This is a genomic window from Rugamonas fusca, assembly GCF_014042365.1.
GTDB classification, from domain to species: Bacteria; Pseudomonadota; Gammaproteobacteria; order Burkholderiales; family Burkholderiaceae_D; genus Rugamonas; species Rugamonas fusca.
Genome location: NZ_JACEZS010000013.1, coordinates 146,210 through 162,822, shown reverse-complemented (window position 1 = coordinate 162,822; position 16,613 = coordinate 146,210). Strand labels below are relative to the sequence as shown.

General features: G+C 66.7%; 16 protein-coding genes. 7 read left to right on the top strand and 9 right to left on the bottom strand.

Annotated features, from left to right (window positions below; genetic code table 11):
• Nucleotides 1–25 precede the first annotated feature (25 nt).
• Nucleotides 26–2,344: an NADP-dependent malic enzyme gene (locus H3H36_RS16310; protein ID WP_182219146.1), complete on the bottom strand. Its 2,319-nt coding sequence runs from the start codon at nt 2,342–2,344 to the stop codon at nt 26–28.
• 207 nt (nt 2,345–2,551) lie between these two features.
• Here H3H36_RS16310 and thiL point away from each other — a divergent pair, with 207 nt between their 5' ends.
• Complete coding sequence (gene thiL / locus H3H36_RS16305) at nt 2,552–3,517, top strand: thiamine-phosphate kinase (RefSeq protein ID WP_182219145.1); 966 nt, start codon at nt 2,552–2,554, stop codon at nt 3,515–3,517.
• Nucleotides 3,518–3,519: 2 nt separating this feature from the next.
• On the opposite strand, the gene H3H36_RS16300 is transcribed toward thiL, so the two are convergent.
• The 3 genes from H3H36_RS16300 to H3H36_RS16290 are packed head-to-tail and all read right to left on the bottom strand — an operon-like array spanning nt 3,520 to nt 8,785.
• Nucleotides 3,520–6,138 (bottom strand): EAL domain-containing protein, encoded by a 2,619-nt coding sequence (locus tag H3H36_RS16300; protein ID WP_182219144.1) that lies wholly within the window; start codon nt 6,136–6,138, stop codon nt 3,520–3,522.
• A complete protein-coding gene (locus H3H36_RS16295) occupies nt 6,135–8,174 on the bottom strand; it encodes a sensor histidine kinase, YfiR-like protein-associated (RefSeq protein ID WP_182219143.1) in 2,040 nt (679 codons plus the stop codon). The genes H3H36_RS16300 and H3H36_RS16295 overlap by 4 nt, the downstream gene beginning before the upstream one ends.
• Nucleotides 8,171–8,785 carry a TOL_0243 family YfiR-like periplasmic protein gene (locus H3H36_RS16290; protein ID WP_182219142.1) on the bottom strand — a complete coding sequence of 205 codons (615 nt, stop codon included), beginning with the start codon at nt 8,783–8,785 and terminating at the stop codon, nt 8,171–8,173. The genes H3H36_RS16295 and H3H36_RS16290 overlap by 4 nt, the downstream gene beginning before the upstream one ends.
• A gap of 318 nt (nt 8,786–9,103) precedes the next feature.
• On the opposite strand from H3H36_RS16290, the gene H3H36_RS16285 reads away from it, so the two are divergent.
• The 3 genes from H3H36_RS16285 (at nt 9,104) to traM (ending at nt 11,032) form a co-directional block, all read left to right on the top strand.
• Nucleotides 9,104–9,589, top strand: coding sequence for a CinA family protein (locus H3H36_RS16285; RefSeq protein WP_182219141.1), 486 nt, complete (start codon nt 9,104–9,106; stop codon nt 9,587–9,589).
• A gap of 130 nt (nt 9,590–9,719) precedes the next feature.
• Entirely contained in the window at nt 9,720–10,448 is a 729-nt protein-coding gene (locus H3H36_RS16280) for a P-loop NTPase family protein (protein ID WP_182219140.1), read from the top strand.
• Between the two features lie 5 nt (nt 10,449–10,453).
• The gene (traM, locus tag H3H36_RS16275; RefSeq protein ID WP_182219139.1) at nt 10,454–11,032 is read left to right on the top strand and encodes a conjugal transfer transcriptional regulator TraM; all 579 of its coding nucleotides are present in this window, start codon (nt 10,454–10,456) and stop codon (nt 11,030–11,032) included.
• Nucleotides 11,033–11,105: 73 nt separating this feature from the next.
• Here traM and H3H36_RS27360 read toward each other — a convergent pair whose 3' ends face one another.
• Nucleotides 11,106–11,240, bottom strand: coding sequence for a hypothetical protein (locus H3H36_RS27360; protein WP_255461874.1), 135 nt, complete (start codon nt 11,238–11,240; stop codon nt 11,106–11,108).
• A 21-nt stretch (nt 11,241–11,261) separates the two neighbouring features.
• Nucleotides 11,262–11,735 carry a hypothetical protein gene (locus tag H3H36_RS16270; RefSeq protein WP_182219138.1) on the bottom strand — a complete coding sequence of 158 codons (474 nt, stop codon included), beginning with the start codon at nt 11,733–11,735 and terminating at the stop codon, nt 11,262–11,264.
• Between the two features lie 191 nt (nt 11,736–11,926).
• On the opposite strand from H3H36_RS16270, the gene H3H36_RS16265 reads away from it, so the two are divergent.
• On the top strand, nt 11,927–12,244 hold the full coding sequence (locus H3H36_RS16265; protein ID WP_182219137.1) for an ArsR/SmtB family transcription factor: 318 nt from the start codon (nt 11,927–11,929) through the stop codon (nt 12,242–12,244).
• Nucleotides 12,241–13,320 (top strand): cation diffusion facilitator family transporter, encoded by a 1,080-nt coding sequence (locus H3H36_RS16260; protein WP_182219136.1) that lies wholly within the window; start codon nt 12,241–12,243, stop codon nt 13,318–13,320. The genes H3H36_RS16265 and H3H36_RS16260 overlap by 4 nt, the downstream gene beginning before the upstream one ends.
• A 78-nt stretch (nt 13,321–13,398) precedes the next feature.
• Here H3H36_RS16260 and cysK read toward each other — a convergent pair whose 3' ends face one another.
• Nucleotides 13,399–14,331: a cysteine synthase A gene (cysK, locus tag H3H36_RS16255; RefSeq protein WP_182219135.1), complete on the bottom strand. Its 933-nt coding sequence runs from the start codon at nt 14,329–14,331 to the stop codon at nt 13,399–13,401.
• A gap of 83 nt (nt 14,332–14,414) precedes the next feature.
• Nucleotides 14,415–14,942, bottom strand: a complete 528-nt coding sequence (locus tag H3H36_RS16250) for an FKBP-type peptidyl-prolyl cis-trans isomerase (protein WP_182219134.1) — start codon at nt 14,940–14,942, stop codon at nt 14,415–14,417.
• A gap of 133 nt (nt 14,943–15,075) precedes the next feature.
• Between H3H36_RS16250 and thpR the strand changes: the two genes are divergently transcribed.
• A complete protein-coding gene (thpR, locus tag H3H36_RS16245) occupies nt 15,076–15,561 on the top strand; it encodes an RNA 2',3'-cyclic phosphodiesterase (protein WP_182219133.1) in 486 nt (161 codons plus the stop codon).
• 25 nt (nt 15,562–15,586) lie between these two features.
• Here the strand turns inward: thpR and tcdA are convergent, their stop codons facing one another.
• Nucleotides 15,587–16,531, bottom strand: a complete 945-nt coding sequence (gene tcdA / locus H3H36_RS16240; protein WP_311196643.1) for a tRNA cyclic N6-threonylcarbamoyladenosine(37) synthase TcdA — start codon at nt 16,529–16,531, stop codon at nt 15,587–15,589.
• Between the last annotated feature and the right edge of the window lie 82 nt (nt 16,532–16,613).

Here is a 16,613-nt window from a genome sequence, read left to right as displayed (position 1 = left end):
TCCTGGCGCCGCTCAGGCGAGCGGATCAGCTCTTGCGTTCAGCCACCGCGTCCACCACGCACAGGGCCGTCATGTTGACGATGCGGCGCACCGTGGCCGATGGCGTGAGGATGTGCACCGGGCGGGCGCAGCCGAGCAGGATGGGGCCCACGGCGATGCCGTTGCCGGCCGCCGTCTTGACCAGGTTGTAGGCGATGTTGGCCGCGTCGATATTGGGCATGACCAGCAGGTTGGCGTCATGGCCCAGGTTGGAGCCGGGCATGATCTTGGCGCGCAGCTTGGAGTCGAGCGCCGTATCGCCGTGCATCTCGCCGTCCACTTCCAGGTCCGGTGCCTGCTCCTTGATGATGGCCAGCGCGGCGCGCATCTTCTGCGCCGATTCGCTGTTGGACGAACCGAAGTTCGAGTGCGACAGCAGCGCCGCCCGCGGCGACAGGCCAAAGCGCACCATCTCGTCGGCCGCCATGATGGTGATGGCGGCCAGTTGCTCGGCGTTCGGGTTCTCGTTGACGTGGGTGTCGACCATCACCAGCTGGCGCTCGGGCAGGATCAGCACGTTCATGGCCGCGTACACCTTGGCGCCGGCCCGCTTGCCCAGCACCTGGTCGATGTACTTCAGGTGCAGATCGGTGGTGCCGAAGGTGCCGCAGATCATGCCGTCGGCGTCGCCCTTGGCGATCATCATGGAGCCGATCAGCGTATGGCGGCGGCGCATTTCCAGCTTGGCGTATTCCTGGGTCACGCCCTTGCGCGCCGTCAGCTCGTAGTACGACTTCCAGTAATCGCGGTAGCGCTCGTCGAAATCGGGGTTGATCACGTCAAAGTGCACGCCCTGCTTGATGCGCAGGCCGAACTTCTGGATCCGCGACTCGAGCACGGCCGGACGGCCCACCAGGATGGGGCGCGCCAGGCGCTCGTCGACCACCACCTGCACGGCGCGCAGGATGCGCTCTTCCTCGCCCTCGGCGTAGACGATGCGCTTGAGGTCGGCGTGCGTGTTCTTGGCCACCTGGAACAGCGGCTTCATGAAGGTGCCGCTGCGGTACACGAATTGCTGCAGGCTGTCGGCGTAGGCTTGCAAGTCCTTGATCGGACGGGTGGCCACGCCGGACTGCTCGGCCGCCCTGGCCACGGCCGGCGCGATCTGGATCAACAGGCGCGGATCGAACGGCATCGGGATCAGGTATTCCGGGCCGAACGACAGGTTGCTGATGCCATAGGTGGTGGCCACGATGTCGCTCTGCTCGGCGTGGGCCAGCTCGGCGATCGCGTGCACCACGGCGATTTCCATCTCGCGCGTGATGGTGGTGGCGCCGCAATCGAGGGCGCCACGGAAGATGTAGGGGAAGCACAGCACGTTGTTGACCTGGTTCGGATAGTCCGAACGGCCGGTGCAGATCACGGCGTCGTCGCGCACGGCCTTCACTTCTTCCGGCAGGATTTCCGGGGTCGGGTTGGCCAGCGCCAGGATCAGGGGCTTGGCGGCCATCTGGCGCACCATGTCCGGTTTCAGCACGCCGCCGGCCGACACGCCGAGGAAGATGTCGGCGCCGGGGATCACTTCGGCCAGGGTGCGGGCCGTGGTGTCGCGCGCGAAGCGTTCCTTGTCCGGGTCCATCAGTTCCGTGCGGCCCTTGTAGACCACGCCGGCCAGGTCGGTGACGAAGATGTTTTCCAGCGGGAAGCCCAGGTCGACGATCAGGTCCAGGCAGGCCAGCGCGGCCGCGCCGGCGCCCGACACCACCAGCTTGCAATCCTTGATGTTCTTGCCCACCACCTTGATGCCGTTCAGGATGGCCGCGCCGACGATGATGGCGGTGCCGTGCTGGTCATCGTGGAACACGGGGATCTTCATGCGGTCGCGCAGCTGGCGCTCGATGTAGAAGCACTCGGGCGCCTTGATGTCTTCCAGGTTCACGCCGCCGAAGGTCGGCTCCAGCGATGCGATGATGTCGCACAGCTTGTCGGGGTCGGATTCGTTGATCTCGATGTCGAACACGTCGATGCCGGCGAACTTCTTGAACAGCACGCCCTTGCCTTCCATCACCGGCTTGGCGGCCAGCGGGCCGATGTTACCGAGGCCCAGCACGGCCGTGCCGTTGGTGATCACGGCCACCAGGTTGCCGCGTGCCGTGTACTTGTAGGCGTTGGCCGGATCGACAACGATCTCTTCGCACGGCGCCGCCACCCCGGGCGAATACGCCAGCGCCAGGTCGCGCTGGTTGGTCAGTTGCTTGGTGGGGGTGACGCTGATTTTGCCGGGGCGCGGTATCTCGTGATACTCGAGTGCGGCAAGGCGCAGTTGTTGGCGAAGTTCCTCTTTTTGATCAGATGACGAATCCATGCTGTGCTGCCTTCCTGTATGTTCGGTCGGAAAGCTTACGATTTTATCAGACCAATTCTTTCAATTAAGTAGGTATTTTCACCAAGTGTTATAACCATTTTGTACGTAAATGACACGCGACGAACGGAAATTGCATATCATAAAGTAACAATCGCCTGGCGCCGCGGCCGTTTCACGGCCCTGCCGTGGCTTCGGTACAATAGCGCCATGCTCTCCGAATTCGACCTGATCAAGCAGTATTTCAACCGCGACCGTCCCGCCCGCGCCACACTGGGCATCGGCGACGATTGCGCCCTGCTCACGCCCACGCCCGGCATGCAGATGGCCATCTCGTCGGACATGCTGGTCGAGGGCCGCCACTTCTTCGCCGGCGCCGATCCGCTCCAGCTGGGCCACAAATGCCTGGCCGTGAACCTGTCGGACCTGGCGGCCATGGGCGCGCGGCCCGTGGCCTGCACGCTGGCGCTGGCGCTGCCGGCGGCCGAGCGGGACTGGCTGCACGGCTTCTCGTCGGGCCTGTTCGCGCTGGCCGACGCCCACGCCTGCGAACTGATAGGCGGCGACACCACCAAGGGCCCGCTCAACATCTGCATCACCGTGTTCGGCGAAGTGCAGCCGGGCCACGCGCTGCGGCGCGACGCGGCCCAGGTCGGCGACGACATCTGGATCTCCGGCACCCTGGGCGACGCCCGCCTGGCGCTGGCCGGCTACCTGAACGAAGTGCCGCTCGACGAGGCCAGCCTGCGCGCGGCCGCCGTGCGCATGCACGCGCCCACGCCGCGCGTGGAGCTGGGCATGCTGCTGGCCCAACAGCGCGTGGCGCACGCGGCGATCGACATTTCCGACGGCCTGGTGGGCGACCTCGGCCACATCCTGGCCCGCTCGGGCGTGGGCGCCACGCTGGACGTGGACGCGCTGCCGGCCGGCGACGTGCTGGCCACGCGCGAGCCGGCCCTGCGCCGCGCCTACACGGCCGCCGGCGGCGACGACTACGAACTGTGCTTCACGGCCCCGGCCAGCGCCCGCGCAGCCGTGCTGGCGGCGGCCGGCAGCGTGGCCACCCCGGTCACCCGGGTCGGCCGCATCGAGGCCGAACCTGGCCTGCGGCTGGTGGACGCGGCCGGCCATGCGCTCGATCTCAAGCTGTCGGGCTTCGACCACTTCACGTCGTAACATCACAGGGCCGTGTGGTCTTCGTCCGGCTGGCCCACGCGGCGCCCGGTGCCGTGCATCAGCCAGTAGTGGTGGAAGGCCAGCCGGATATTGTCGCGCAGCTGGGTGTCGTCCCACGGCTTGGTGTAGAAGCGGTAGATGGCGCCGCGGTTGATCGAATCGAGCACCGCCTCCAGCCCCGTGTAGCCGGACAGGATGATGCGTATCGTGTCCGGGTACATCTCCTTGACCTTGCTGAGAAACTCCGTGCCGCTCATGATGGGCATGCGCTGGTCGCACAGGATCACCTGCACCGGGTGCAGCGCCAGCAATTCAAAACCTTCGGCCGGCGATACGGCCGTCAGGATCTGGTAACCATCGCGCCGGAACAGCCGGTGCAGTGACGACAGCACGTTGACGTCGTCGTCCACGATCAGCAAGGTCTGGGCCAGCGTAGCTTGCCCCCCCGCCTCGGGCGGCAAGCCCTTGCCCGCCTCCACCAGCGCGCCCATCTCGGCGGCCGGCAGCGGGCGGCTGAAGAAGAAGCCCTGCATCTCGTCGCAACGGTTGCGGCGCAGGTATTCGAGCTGCGGCCGGGTTTCCACCCCTTCCGCGATCACCCGCAGCTTGAGGCTGTGCGCCATGCTGATGATGGCCAGCGCGATGGCCGCATCGTTCGGGTTGGTGGTGATGTCGCGCACGAAGGCGATGTCGATCTTGAGCTTGTCGATCGGGAAGCGCTGCAGGTAGGCCAGGCTGGAATAGCCGGTGCCGAAATCGTCGATCGCCACCTGCACCCCCAGCGCCTTGAGGCTGGACAGCACGACGATGGTGCGCTCGGCATTCGACATCAGGGCCGTCTCCGTCAATTCCAGCTCCAGCAGTTCGGGCGGCACCTTGTAGCGCTCGAGCGCCGTGCGCACTTCCTGTTCCAGGTCGCCCTCGACGAACTGGCGGCTCGACACGTTCACGGCCACGTGCACGGCGCCCGCGCCGGAGCGGGCCCAGGCCGCGATCTGGCGGCAGGCCGTGTCGATGATCCACGCGCCCACCCGCACGATCAGGCCCGTGTCCTCCAGCACCGGCACGAATTCGGCCGGGAACACCAGACCGTAGCCGGGCCGCTGCCAGCGCAGCAAGGCTTCGGCGCCGCTGATGGCGCCCGTGTGCAGGTTGACCTTGGGCTGGTAGTACAGCACCAGCTCATCGTTGTCGAGCGCGCGCCGCAGCGCCATCTCCAGGTCCAGCCGCGCCAGCACCTGCACGTTCATGCCGGCCGTGAAGAAACGGTAGCCGTCGCGCCCCGCTTCCTTGGCCCGGCTCATGGCCGTGTCGGCGTAGTTGACCAGGGTTTCCGGGTCGGTGGCGTCGTCCGGGTACATGGCGATGCCGATGCTGGCCGTCAGCGTCGGATGGTGCTGGCCCAGGTCGAACGGCGCGCGCAGGGCCTCGCGCACTTCGTTGGCCACGTACACGGCGTCCTGCTGGTCGCGCGTCATGGTCAGGATCAGGCCGAATTCGTCGCCGCCCAGGCGCCCCACCGTGTCGCGGATGCGCACGCACTGCACCAGCCGGTTGCTGAACTGGCGCAGCAGCTCGTCGCCCAGCGCCGCGCCGAGCGAATCGTTGATGTTCTTGAAGCGGTCGAGCGCGATGAACAGCACCACGATGCGCCATTGCTTGTCCTGCGCCAGCTCGATCGATTCGGCCAGGGTCTGGAAGAACAGGCTGCGGTTGGGCAGGCCCGTCAGGCTGTCGTAGCGGGCCATGTGGCGCAAGCGCTCCTGGGCCTGGCGCCGTTCACTGATGTCGCGCGCCACCCCCAGCAGCACGGGCGCCTGGCCGGGCGCGGCACTGGGCCGCAACTGCCAGTAGATCTCGGCCGGCACCTTGGCCTGGTCCTGGCGCGCCAGTTCGATCTCGGCCAGCTCGGGCGCCCGCGCGCCCGCGCCGCCGGCCAGCGCGCCCTGTTCGTCGAGCCGCCCCGCCAGGCGCGCGGCCTGTTCGTGCAGCGCCTCGGGCGTGCCCAGCGCGAGCCGCTGCGGGGTTTGCGCCAGCAGCGCGGCGCGTTCGTAGCCGAGCATGCGGCAGGCGCCCTCGTTGACGTCCAGCAGGTCCAGGCTGTGGGCGTCGAGCAGGAAGATGGCGTCGGCCGTGGCGTCCATGGCGCTGCGAAAACGCTGCAGCTCGGCGGTGCGCTCGCGCACGGTCTGCTCCAGGCGGGCGTTGTAGTCGCGCGCCTCGCGGTGCAGCAGCCGCACTTCCAGCATGTTGCGGATGCGGGTCAGCACTTCCACCGGGTCGAACGGCTTGCTGATGAAGTCGCGCGCGCCCGCTTCCAGCGCGGCCAGCTTCTTGTCCGGTTCGGCCGTCACCACCAGCACCGGCAGGTAGGCTTCCGTCTCCAGCGGCTTGAGCGCCTCCATCACCTCGAAGCCGCTCATGTGCGGCATGTGCAGGTCGAGGAGGATCAGGTCGTAGTGGTGTTCGGCGTGCCAGGGGGCCACCACGGTGGGGTCGCCGGTGGCGCTGACGGCCTGGTAGCCGCTGCTCGAGAGCAGGAATTCGAGCAGCTGGATGTTGACCGGCTGGTCGTCGACGATGAGGATTTTCGCCCGCAGGATGTCGTCTTGGCTGATCATGTGCGCTCCGCCGCCTTGGCCAGGGCGCGCCGGCTGGCCAGGTGGGCCAGCGTGGCGTTGATCGCCTCGGTGAATTCATCGATGTTGATGGGCTTGACGAGATAGCGGAAAAAGCCCATCGCCAGTCCCTTCTCCACGTCGCGCGGCATGGCGTTGGCCGTCAGCGCGATTACGGGAATGTGGGCCGTGGCCGGATCGGCGCGCAGCAGTTGCAGCGCGTCGACGCCGCTCACGCAGGGCAGGTTGATGTCCATCAGGATCAGGTCCGGCTGGTGGGCCCGCGCCAGCTCGATGCCCAGGTGGCCGTCGGGCGCCGACAGCAGCCGCAAATCGGGCCGGTAACGCAGGATTTCCTCCACCAGTTTCAGGTTGGCCGGATTGTCCTCCACGTACAGCAGCGTGGCCTGGTGGCTGTCGCCGGCGCCGGCCGGCACGCCGGCCAGCGCGCGCGCCGCCTCGCCCTCGCCGGGCGGCGCCAACGGTTCGGTGGCCTGCAGTTCGATCCAGAACGTGCTGCCCACGCCGGCGCTGCTCGATACGCCGATGGCGCCGCCCATCAGTTCGACCAGGCGCTTGGTCACCACCAGCCCGATGCCCGTGCCCTCCTCGGCGCCGGCCTCCTGGCCCAGCCGGTTGAACGGCTGGAACAGCAGCGCCACCTGCTCCGGGCGCAAGCCCAGGCCCGTGTCCTGCACCGACAGGCGCAGCCGCTGCGGCCCCGTCATGCTGCCATCGACCACCACGGCGCCGCCGTCGCGGTTGTACTTGATGGCGTTCGACAGCAGGTTGAGCACGGTCTGCTTGAGGCGGGTGCGGTCGGCCTTGACGGTGGCCTGGCAGCGGGACGGGAACAGCAGGCGGATGTTGCGCTGGGCTGCCAGCGGTGCCGTCATGGTCTGGCATTCCTGCAGGATGTCGTCCAGCGCCACCGGCTCCAGCGACAGCGCCACGGCGCCCGATTCGATCTTGGCCAGGTCCAGGATCTCGTTGATCAGGGTCAGCAGGTGGCGCCCGGACTTGAGGATGTGGCTGGCGAATTCCTTTTTTTGCGGCAGGGTCGAGGGCAGCTTGTCGGACGTGAGGATCTGGGCGAAGCCGAGGATGGCATTGAGCGGCGTGCGCAGCTCGTGGCTCATGGACGACAGGAACGCCGTCTTGGCCTGGTTGGCGCTGCGCGCCTCCTCCATGGCGCGCGCCAGTTCACCGTTGGCCGCCTCCAGCTGCAAGGTGCGTTCATGCACGCGCTGCTCCAGCTCCGCGTTCAGCCGCATCACTTCCTGCTGCGCGGCGCTGCGCTGGCCGGCCTCGCCGGCCAGCGCCTGGTTGGACGACTCGAGCGCCCGGGTGCGGGCCTCGATCTCGCTGAGCATGCGGTTGAACGAGTCCACCAGTTGCGCCACCTCGTCGTCCGACAGCTTGCGTGCGCGGCGCGAATAGTCGCCCGTCTCCACCACTTCGCGCGCGATGGCGGCGATGTCGAGGATGGGCTGGGTGACCACGTGGCTCAGGCGCCCCAGCACCAGCCAGGCGATCAGCATGGCCAGCGCCGTCACGCCGAACGCGATCACCAGGTAGTCGGCGATGCGGCCCACCATCTCGTACTCGGCGCGCAGGTAGACGGTGCCCAGCAACTCGCCATTGTCGACGATGCGCTTGAACAGGATCAGCTTGCCCTGCTCGAAGCGGGCCCCATCCTCGCCGGCGGCCTGGGGCGGGAAGTCGCCCTGCTGGCCCGGCGCCACGTAGCTGGCGAACAGCTGGCCGCGCGCGTTGTAGATGGCGCCGGCGTTGATCTTGGGCCGCAGCCGCAGCAAGGCCAGGTTTTCCGTGGCCAGGCGCGGGTCGTCGAACGCCAGCGCGGCCGACGTCATGTGGCCGATCAGTTCGGACTGGGTGCTCAGGTCGGCCAGGATGTTGCGGTGGTAGGTCCGCAAGTCGTAGCCGATGATGGTGCCCACCGACACCAGCAGCGCCACCAGCGTGGTCAGCAGCACCACCCCCAGCAGTTTCTGGCGCAAGCTGCGGGTCTGTCTCATATGGCCCCCTGCACGCGGTAGGCGGCCGACAGCATGCGGGCGCTGATCTTGATGCGGGCCGCCAGCGCCTGCTTGAGCGCCACTTCGAAACGCAGCCTGTCGTCGGCGATCACGAAATGGATGATACTGCCCAGCGCGTGCACTTCCTCGCTGTCGGACACGGTCAGCACGGACTGGCTCTGGCACGCGGCCAGCAGGTCCGGCAACTGGGCCTTGTCCACGGCGCCCACGAACAGCATGTGCAGCCCGGCCAGTGCATCGCCCTTGCGCACCCGCTTTACCAGCAGCGGATGGCCGCCGGCGTTGCGGCCGGCCACGGTCAGTTCCAGCTGGTCGGCCAGCGCGTCGGCGCCGGCCACGCCGATCACGAGCGGGCTGTCGGGCCGGGCGAAGCTACCCTCGGGCCACTCGACGAAGCCGGCGAACTTGTACAGGTAGGCGGCCTTGACCTGGCGTTCCAGCGTGCCCGCCTGCGCCCGCGCCGCGCCGGGCGCCCCCAGCACGGCGCTGGCGACGGCCAGCAGCAGGCGCCGGCGCGCGGGCGCGCGCAGCGGCGCGGCGGCGCGCGCGGCCGGGATCGTTCCAGTGTCGAAACCGTTCAACGACGTCATAGCTGGGCTGTCTTGATGAGATGCGCTGAGGGCGGCCGCCCGCCGTCGCGGTGGCCGCCTTCGGCCAGGTCCGCGCCACGCGCGCGGCTTGCAAATGAACAGTCTCGCGGCGCGCGCCCACAGGCGCGGGCGAGCGCGGTGCGTCTTCGAGTGTACGCATTTTCCACGCGCTTGGGGAGCTTTTTTCGTAACATTGCCGATTGAGCAGGATCGCCGGCGCGGCACTGGAAAGGGCGGGGGCGGCATGGTAAAGTGGACTCAGGCCGTGACGAGGAGACCGTCCCGCATCCGACAGACTCTGCCGCAAAGGAGCATATCGTGACCACCCCCACCATCATCGAACTGGCCATCACGGTGGGCCAGCAATTGCAGCGCAAAGGCTGGCTGCTGGCCACGGCCGAATCGTGCACGGGGGGCGGCATCGCCCAGGCCATCACGGAGATCGCCGGTTCCACCGGCTGGTTCGATTGCGGCTTCGTCACCTATTCCAACGCCTCCAAGACGGAAATGCTGGACGTGCCGGCCGCGCTGATGGCGCAACTGGGTAGCGTGAGCGAGGAGGTGGCGGCTGCCATGGCAAGCGGCGCGCTGGCCGCCAGCAATGCCCACGTGGCCGTGTCGGTAACGGGCATCGCCGGTCCCACCGGGGCCGTGCCGGGCAAGCCGGTGGGCACGGTGTGCTTCGGCTGGGCAGACGGCAGCCAGGTGCGCACGGAACGGCTGGTGTTTCCCGGCGACCGCCAGGCCGTACGCGAACAGACCGTGATCCACGCGCTGCGCGGCCTGCTGCGCTTCATCAACTGACGCTGCGCACCAAGACCGGCCGCCGGCTGGCTGGTTGCTATCCGCTCCCAAAACAATTACCCTCGACGCTGTGCGGCGGGACCATGGCCTGCGCACGTCCGACGGAATCACAGACTCAGGGAGTATTTCGATGCAAAACACGGTACATTTCATTCTTCAGGGCAAGGGCGGCATCGGCAAGACGCTGGTGTCGACCATCCTGGCCCAGTGGATCGCGGGCAAGGATGAAACGCCGCTGCGCTGTTACGACACCGACCAGGAAAACGCCACCTTCTCGCGCTACAAGGCGATGGCCGTCAAGCACGTGCCGGTGATGACGGATACGCGCAACATCGACCCCAAGCGCTTCGACGCCCTGATGATCGACATCCTGGAAGAAGACGGCAACTGCGTGATCGACAACGGCGCCAACACCTTTTCGCCGCTGATGGGCTACCTGATCGAGAACGATTGCTTCGCGCTGCTGGAGGAATCGGGCCGCAAGGTCTACATCCACACCATCGTCGGCGGCGGCGACACGCTGCACGACACGGCCATGGGCTTCGTGTCGACGGCCAAGTCGACCAATGTGCCGCTGGTGCTGTGGGAGAACGAGCACTTCGGCCTGCTGCAATCGGCGTCCGGCAAGCAGTTCACGGAATCGCAGACTTACGCCGACAACGCGGCGCGGGTCAAGGGCCGGGTGGTACTGGCCCAGCGCAACGCCGACACCTTCGGCGCCGACATCAAGAAGATGAACACGGCGCGCCTGACGGCCAACGAAGTCAAGGAAAGCGACAAGTTCAACGTGATGGAAAAGCAGCGCATCAAGGTCGTGTTCCGCGACCTGTTCGAACAACTCGACAAAGTGCAGTGGTAAGCCCCATGGATCAGCACAAGCTGCGCAGCCTCGTTTTTGACAAGACCGGCGTGCGGATCGACGTCGACGATCCCATCTTCGCGCTGGTGGCGCTGAACGAGGCGGTGCTGGAGGAGACCGTGGCACGCCACGTGGCACTGATCGACGCGGCCTCGCGCGAGCTGGCGCGGCAGGCGCGCGCGGCAGGCGGCTTGCCGGAGGCGGTTGCGCCACCGGCGGCTGCGAATACGGCGACAGCCACGGTAGCCACGGCAAGCGACACTGCGGCCGAGGCGGCGCAGATGCCAGTGGCCGCGCCGGCGGCCACGTCCGCGTCCGCGGAAACCACGGTTGGTGGATTCTCCCCGCGCGAATGGCGTTTGCTGGGCGCGGCGGCGGCCGTGTCCGTGCTCAGCGCCTTGCTGGTGCTCGTTGGCCAGGCCCTGTTCTTCAAGCCCGTGCCGCCGCCGGCGCCCATCGTGCAAGCCAAGAGCCTGACGGCCGAACAACTGCTGGCGATCCAGAACGGCGAAAAGCTGGCCAAGGCCGTGCAAAAGCTCGACCCCAAGGCCCGCAACCTGGTGCAGGCGGAAATGCAGAAATAAGGCGCCGGGCTGCGCACGAAAAGCCAAAGGCGCCATGACGGAGAGCCTGTTGGAGAGTGGGTGCAGCCGACGATTAATGCCGCATGAGTAGCGCCGCCAGCAAGATGCAATTGACGATCACCCCTCCCACGACCATAAACACGCCGATTCCCGTCATAAGACGGTGACGTATTTCACGCTGGAATAGACAGTCAATAAGCTTTTCCATCTTCGCCTCCAGGTTCACCGCCTAGCATCCCCCTCGTTCAGCCCAGAGATGGGTAGCGCTAAATGAGATGGCGACGAGCACGGACATCCAGATCGAGACTATCATCACGCGCGACATACCACCTTCCGCCTCAACCGCTGCTTGAGCAGCCCTATCGGCTGTCTCTGCCACGGCGTCGATCGCGCCCAGCAGGACGAGTACCGATGAGCCGACTATAATGAGCACATGCCATCCAACTGCGATAGATATTATCACCTTACTTGTATCCGGGTCCTCCCCGCACGCAACATGGCCTGCGGCTTCATAACAGGCTGCGGCACAAAGCGCGATAACAGTCCAGAATAGTTGTCCCTCCTGCAAAGAGCGATGTATTAGCCTTCCTACGTTGCCTTGATGCAGTTTGCTCGCGAACAGCAGCGGTAGCAACGCAATAGGCGCCAACAACGGCACCCCGATATTGAGCAACAGCCAAGCCAAAAATTTCAACAGTTCCATACGCCAGGATTCCTAAGAAGTCTGCCTATCTCCTCCATTCAGGCATACACCTTTACACACGCTCAGCGCACATGTTGTGACCTGCCACAATGTCGCCATAACCGGCCCGTCGCAACTCCCGCAAAATTGGCGACAGGTGTCGTGATACGCCGTTTTCTGCTAACATATGAACACCTATTCATATGTTAGCCATGAAATCCTACGCCGAATCCGATCCCGCCATCGCGCAGCTGGCCGACCTGTTCCACTTGCTGGGCGACCCGACCCGCTTGCGCATCGTGCTGGCCTGCCTGACCACGCCGGTGGCCGTCAGTTCCATCGCCGCTTCGTTGCAGCTGAGCGGCTCGCTGGTGAGCCACCACCTGCGCTTGCTGCGCGCGGCCCGTATCGTCAAGTCGGAACGACATGGCAAACAAGTGTTCTACACCGCCGCCGATGCCCACATCAGCGACGTCCTGTGCGATATGCTGGAACATATCGCCGAACCCTCTCCAGGAAGCGAAGCATGAGCCGCCACCACGATCACCACGGGCATGACCATGCTCACCCCGACCACCAGCACGGCCACGCGCCCGCCCCCAAGGGCGCGGCGTGCGGCCACGACCATGGCCACAGTCACGGCCACCATCACCACCACGGCGATCCGACCACCCACGGCCGCGCATTCGCCATCGCCATCGTGCTCAACAGCGTGTTCGTAGCGATCGAGTTCATCTACGGTTTCATCGCCAATTCGACGGCGCTGATGGCCGACGCCGGCCACAACCTGTCGGACGTGCTGGGCCTGATGCTGGCCTGGGTGGCCGCCATCCTGGCCAAGCGCCTGCCCGACGGCCGCTATACCTACGGCATGCGCAGCAGCTCAATGCTGGCCGCACTGTTCAATTCCATGCTGCTGATGCTGGCCTGCGGCGCCATCGCCTGGGAGGCGGTCCAGCAATTGCTGCATCCGTCGCCTGTGGCGGGCATCACGGTGTCGGTGGTGGCGGCCGTGGGCATCGCCATCAATGGCTTCTCGGCCTGGCTGTTCATGGCCGGCAGCAAGGATGACATCAACATCCGCGGCGCCTACCTGCACATGGCGGCCGACGCGGCCATCTCGCTGGGCGTGCTGCTGGCCGGCCTGGCCGTGATGTACACGGGCTGGAGCTGGCTCGATCCGCTGGTCAGTATCTCCATCGTGGCCATCATCGCGTGGAGCACCTGGTCGCTGCTGAAGATGTCGCTGCGCATGATGATGGCGGCCGTGCCCGATGACGTGAACCACGCCGACGTCGAACGGTTCCTGCGCGGCCGCGAGGGCGTGACCGATATCCACGACCTGCACATCTGGGCCATGAGCACCACCGAGACGGCCCTGACGGTGCACCTCGTGATGCCGGCTGGCTATCCGGGCGACGTGGCGATGGACGCCATCACCGCCCAGCTCAAGCACGACTATGCGATCCATCACTGCACGCTGCAGATCGAGCAAGGCACCACCGTCCACGCCTGCAGCCTGCACGACAAGGGCGAGACACGTGCGGCGGGCCAAGGCCATGACCATGACCACGGCCATGCGCACGACCACGGCCACCAGCACTAGCCACAGCCCACAGCAAAACGGCCGGCATACAAGCCGGCCGTTGTGATGCGCGGGCGCCCGCGCGGCGCCGCGCCCTGCCTAGTCCGCCAGGTTGGCGTACAGCGGCGTGCTCAGATAGCGCTCGCCATACGACGGCACGATCGTGACGATCATCTTGCCGGCGTTTTCCGGACGCTGGGCCACCTGCATGGCCGCCCACAGCGCCGCGCCGGCCGAAATCCCCACCAGCAGCCCTTCCTGACGCGCCGCCTCGCGCGCCGTGGTGAAGGCGTTGTCGTTGCTGACGCAAACGACTTCGTCATAGACGTGCGTGTTCAGCACACCCGGCACGAAGCCGGCGCCGATGCCCTGGATCGGGTGCGGGCCCTTGGTGCCCTTGGACAGCATCGGCGACGCTTCCGGCTCCACCGCGATGCACTGGAAGCCCGGCTTGCGCGCCTTGAGCACTTCGCCCGCGCCGGTGATGGTGCCACCCGTGCCGACGCCGGCCACCAGGATATCGACCCGGCCATCGGTGTCGCGCCAGATCTCCTCGGCCGTCGTGCGGCGGTGCACGGCCGGATTGGCGGGATTGTTAAATTGCTGCGGCATCAGGCAGCGCGGGTCGGCCGCGCACATTTCCTCGGCCTTGCGGATGGCGCCCAGCATGCCTTCGGCGCCCGGCGTGAGCACCAGTTCGGCGCCGTAGGCGCGCAGCAGCATGCGCCGCTCGCGGCTCATGGTGTCGGGCATGACCAGCGTGCAGCGGTAGCCGCGCGCGGCGCACACCATGGCCAGCGCGATGCCCGTGTTGCCGCTGGTCGGTTCGACGATGATGGTGTCAGGCCGGATCTGGCCGGCCGCCTCGGCCGCCTCGATCATGGCCAGGCCGATGCGGTCCTTCACGCTGTGGCCCGGGTTGGCATATTCGAGCTTGGCCAGGATCTGCGCGCCGGCGCCGGCGGCCAGGCGGTTCAGGCGTACCAGCGGGGTGTTGCCGATCAATTCGGTGACGTCGTTGGCGATCTTCATTTGTTGTTCTCCGCGGGTGGAATTCGAATCGATAGTCTACCGCTTTTTGTGCATGCGGGAGCGGCGCCGGTGCTGGCTGCGCCTTATTTCACGTCCATCAGTTCGACGTCGAACAGCAGCGCGGAATTGGGCGGAATGTCGCCGCCAGGCGCACCGCGCGCGCCGTAGGCCAGTTCAGCGGGGATGATCAGGGTGCGCTTGCCGCCCACCTTCATGCCCTGCACGCCCTGGTCCCAGCCCTTGATGACGCGGCCGGCGCCCAGCGGAAATTCCAGCGGTTCGCGGCCAGGGTCACGCGAGGAGTCGAATTTCTTGCCACGGAAATTGCGCGCCAGCGGGCGGTACAGCCAGCCCGTGTAATGGACGCGGACGGTGGAGCCGGTCAGGGCTTCCTTGCCGTGGCCAACCTTGGTGTCGGTGACGATGAGCTGGTCGGCCAGCGGACCGGGGCTGGCCGATCCCGGCACCACCGGCGCTGGCGCAGCGGCCGGCACGTCAGCGGCCGGCGCGCTGGCCGGTTGCGGCGACGCCTGGTCCTGGGCATGGACCGGCAAGGCGGCCATGGCGACGCTGGCGCCGCAGAAAGCGAGGGTAATGAAACGACGCATCATGTTGTATTCTTTCGGTCAGAGTTGGACGTGGCCGCGCGCGGCAAGCCGGAGCGGCAAGCCGGGGCGGCAAGCCGGAGCGGCATCATCATAGCAAAACCTGCCATTTATGGACGACGATACTGGACCACAGAAATTGTTTTTCGCGCTCTGGCCCGAACCGGCCGAGCGGGACGCACTCGCGCCCTGGCAAACGCTGGTGCGGGGACGGCCCGTGGTGACGGCCAACCTGCACCTGACGCTGGCCTTCCTGGGCTGGCAACCGGCCGCCGCCGTGGCGCCGCTGCTGGCCATCCTCGATGGCCTCCATGTGCCGCCATTGACGCTGGAATTTGACATGCTGGGCTACTTCAGCGGCCAGCGCATCGCATGGGCCGGCATGCGCGCACCGCCGCCGGCGCTGCTGGCCTTGCAGGAGGAATTGATCGCCGCGCTGGCACAAGCGGGTTTTTCAGCCGACAGCCACGGTCCGTTCCGCCCCCACGTCACGCTGACGCGCCACGCGCCGGCACCAGAAGCGCGAATCACAACGCCGGTGCAATGGCGCCACGCCCAGGTGGCGCTGATGCGCTCGGGGACGCCGGACGGGGTGTACCGCGTGCTGCGCGCCCGGCGGCGCTGAGCATGCGAGCCGGCGGCAACGGCAATCAGGCCGCGGCAGCGGGCGCCACCGGCGGCGCGGCCCCGGCGCTCGCCGCAGCACCGACCGTGTCGTGTGCTGTTTCGTGCGCCGTTGCAGGCGCCGCCGCAGGTGCCGATTCGGGCACTGCCTCGGGCATTGCCGCCGGCGCCACGGCCACGCTGTCAGCGAGCTTGCGCAGCATGTGGCTGGCCGCCACCATGCCGAAGCTGGCCGTGACCACCATGGCCGAGCCAAACCCGGCGCAATTGAGGCCCGTCACGCCGCTTCGGTCATCGCCATCGACGGCGCAGGCCTCGCCCGACTCGGGGAACTTGAGCGGCTCCATCGAGAACACGGCGTCCACATTGAATTTGTTCTTGGTGCCGCGCGGGAAGCCGTACTGGTTGCGCATCAGCTTGCGCACGCGCTTGAGCAACGGTTCCTGTTCCGTGCGGGCCAGGTCGCGCACCTGGATCTGGGTCGGGTCGGTCTGGCCGCCGGCACTGCCGATCATGATCAGCGGGATGCCATGCGCGCGGCAATAGGCCAGCAGCGCGGCCTTGGCCCTGGCGCTGTCGATGGCGTCGAGCACATAGTCGTAGCCTTTGCCGCCTATCATCTGGTCCAGGTTGTCCGGCGTGATGAAGTCCTCCACCTGGTGCACCTGGCAATAGGGATTGATCTGGGCGATGCGCTCGGCCAGGGCCGTCACCTTGGCCTGGCCGATGGTGCCCGTCAGGGCCTGGATCTGACGGTTGATGTTCGATTCGGCCACGTTGTCCAGGTCGATCAGCGTGAGCTGGCCGATGGCGCTGCGGGCCAGCGCTTCCACCGCCCACGAGCCGACCCCGCCCACGCCGATCACGCAGATGTGGGCATGGCGGAAACGCGCGAGCGCGGCGTGCCCGTACAATCGTGCGATACCGCCGAAGCGGCGCTCGAAATCGACCTCGTCGCCAATAATTGGCATGCTATTGATATCGGTACTGTTCATCCCGCCATTTTAACGGACGTGCCGCCGAAATTATTTTAGAATGCATTAGTTAGCAGCC

Bases quoted from the DNA above. Each gene is read 5' to 3' on its own strand.
- H3H36_RS16310 (WP_182219146.1), bottom strand. From the start codon at position 2,344: ATGGATTCGTCATCTGATCAAAAAGAGGAACTTCGCCAACAACTGCGC.
- thiL (WP_182219145.1), top strand. From the start codon at position 2,552: ATGCTCTCCGAATTCGACCTGATCAAGCAGTATTTCAACCGCGACCGT.
- H3H36_RS16300 (WP_182219144.1), bottom strand. From the start codon at position 6,138: ATGATCAGCCAAGACGACATCCTGCGGGCGAAAATCCTCATCGTCGAC.
- H3H36_RS16295 (WP_182219143.1), bottom strand. From the start codon at position 8,174: ATGAGACAGACCCGCAGCTTGCGCCAGAAACTGCTGGGGGTGGTGCTG.
- H3H36_RS16290 (WP_182219142.1), bottom strand. From the start codon at position 8,785: ATGACGTCGTTGAACGGTTTCGACACTGGAACGATCCCGGCCGCGCGC.
- H3H36_RS16280 (WP_182219140.1), top strand. From the start codon at position 9,720: ATGCAAAACACGGTACATTTCATTCTTCAGGGCAAGGGCGGCATCGGC.
- traM (WP_182219139.1), top strand. From the start codon at position 10,454: ATGGATCAGCACAAGCTGCGCAGCCTCGTTTTTGACAAGACCGGCGTG.
- H3H36_RS27360 (WP_255461874.1), bottom strand. From the start codon at position 11,240: ATGGAAAAGCTTATTGACTGTCTATTCCAGCGTGAAATACGTCACCGT.
- H3H36_RS16270 (WP_182219138.1), bottom strand. From the start codon at position 11,735: ATGGAACTGTTGAAATTTTTGGCTTGGCTGTTGCTCAATATCGGGGTG.
- H3H36_RS16265 (WP_182219137.1), top strand. From the start codon at position 11,927: ATGAAATCCTACGCCGAATCCGATCCCGCCATCGCGCAGCTGGCCGAC.
- H3H36_RS16260 (WP_182219136.1), top strand. From the start codon at position 12,241: ATGAGCCGCCACCACGATCACCACGGGCATGACCATGCTCACCCCGAC.
- cysK (WP_182219135.1), bottom strand. From the start codon at position 14,331: ATGAAGATCGCCAACGACGTCACCGAATTGATCGGCAACACCCCGCTG.
- H3H36_RS16250 (WP_182219134.1), bottom strand. From the start codon at position 14,942: ATGATGCGTCGTTTCATTACCCTCGCTTTCTGCGGCGCCAGCGTCGCC.
- tcdA (WP_311196643.1), bottom strand. From the start codon at position 16,531: ATGCCAATTATTGGCGACGAGGTCGATTTCGAGCGCCGCTTCGGCGGT.